The sequence below is a fragment of the Mesorhizobium sp. M2C.T.Ca.TU.002.02.1.1 genome (genome assembly GCF_003997225.1).
Genome location: NZ_RZTO01001079.1, coordinates 1 through 1,692, shown reverse-complemented (window position 1 = coordinate 1,692; position 1,692 = coordinate 1). Strand labels below are relative to the sequence as shown.

Below are 1,692 nucleotides of genomic sequence, written 5' to 3'. Positions count from 1 at the left end.
CCGCCAGGCTCCGTCAGCTGCGAGCCTGCCGGGTTGGCGAAGGCGGCGGCCCGCGGCAACAGCGTCAGCGCCCAGGCGAGCGGCAGCAGCCAATGCCAGGCGGCGATTTCGCCGAGCGGCAGGAACTGCCCGACAAAGGGCTGCAGCGCGATGGCGGCAAGGGCCGCCAGCGCGCCCGCCAGCGCGGCCCGCCGCGATCCCGAGACCCACAAGGTCTCAACCGGCAAGGCGATGGCAAGGAGTGCTGCCGGCGAGGCCAATCCGCCCGCCGCGGCAACCGCCCCGGCAAGGGCGAGACCGCCCAGCATGACCGCCATGCGGCCGGCGAGCGCCATATGGCCGGTGGCCGCCACCAGAAGCGCCGCGAACCAGCACAGGCCGAAAGCGGCAAAGATCGCGGCCATCGTGACGGCCGCGCCGAGGCTGGATGTGACGAGCGTGACCGCGGCGCCCGCGGCCAGGAACGGAGCGGCGAGCATGACGCCGATGAAGCGGCGCTGGCGCAAGCGTTCGGCCTCACCCGTCACGGTCGGGTGAACCATGCGTTCGCAGCCGGCTGAAACCGCGCCGGGCAATTGAACGTATCTGGCTGAAATCGAACTCAACGCACGCGTACCCGGTGGTAAAAAACGCCCTGCCTGGCAGGTGACTCAATCAATGACTTGAAACTCGCATCCAGCGTTTAAGGAATGGATAAGGCTGGTGGGGGCCGGTGACCCGTCCAAGGCAAATATTGTGACGCCGGCCCCGCAAAGCACGCCGAGTTGCCGCCATGGTAAACGGCGGGTTAGCCGCGAGGCCTGTGCCAAAACGGGGCGTACCTTGATCCGGCTAACCGTCACATGAGAAAAAATCATTTAATAGCAATAGGATATATGGTTATTATAAAGTAAACGTGGTCCCCGAGATTCGAGACAAGTCCGTTTCAAAACCAATTCCTTTCGAATTTGCCTAAAATTTGAGGAAAATTGGCGGCTTCGACGCAAGTCGTCCTTTGCGGGACTGTGCCATTATCGCGCCCATAAAAGAGGTCATGCCCAGGGATGCATGATCCGTCACGGATGGATGCATCATCCATCCCGGATGAGAGGCAAGTAAGATGGGCTTTCTGATCAGGATGGCTTTCTGGTTCTCGCTGGTGCTGCTGGCGCTGCCGCTCGGCGTGCCGAAATTCGTCGTCTCGACGATCGCATATTCGCACCTCGTGCCGCCGGAGCGCATCGCCACCGACTTGATGATGATCCTCTGGGCCGGCGGTCTCTACGGCCTCAACAGCGCCTGCAAGGCGGTGCTGTCGCAGGCTAGCGGCGCCGTGGTCGGCGCCGCGCGGGCTGTCGTCACACCCGAAGTCTCGCGGCCGAAGGTAGGCATGAGCTCGCTGGGCAAAAGCTGCCTGCAATACATGGTGACTTTGAAGCCGGAGCTGGAAAAGCGCGGCTATGAGGTCATCGTCTTCCACACCACCGGCATGGGCGGACGGGCGCTGGAAGCGATCGCGGCGCAGAAGGGTTTTGTCGCCGTGCTCGACTTCAGCCTGCAGGAGCTCGCCAACCAGCTCACCGGCTCGGTGGTGAATTCGGGTACCGACCGGCTGGAGAATGCCGGACGTCAAGGCATCCCGCAGATCGTCGCGCCCGGCGCCATCGACATGGTCGATTTCCCGACCTGGCAGGCTGTGCCGTCGCGCTTCGC

Annotated in this window: 2 pseudogenes; one reads left to right on the top strand and one right to left on the bottom strand. The window is 63.5% G+C overall.

The features are described 5' to 3' along the window. A pseudogene (locus tag EOD07_RS33530) lies at positions 1–542 on the bottom strand (PAS domain-containing sensor histidine kinase); the annotation flags it as partial. Between the two features lie 608 nt (positions 543–1,150). On the opposite strand from EOD07_RS33530, the pseudogene EOD07_RS33525 reads away from it, so the two are divergent. Next, positions 1,151–1,692 (top strand): annotated as a pseudogene (locus EOD07_RS33525) (Tm-1-like ATP-binding domain-containing protein); the annotation flags it as partial.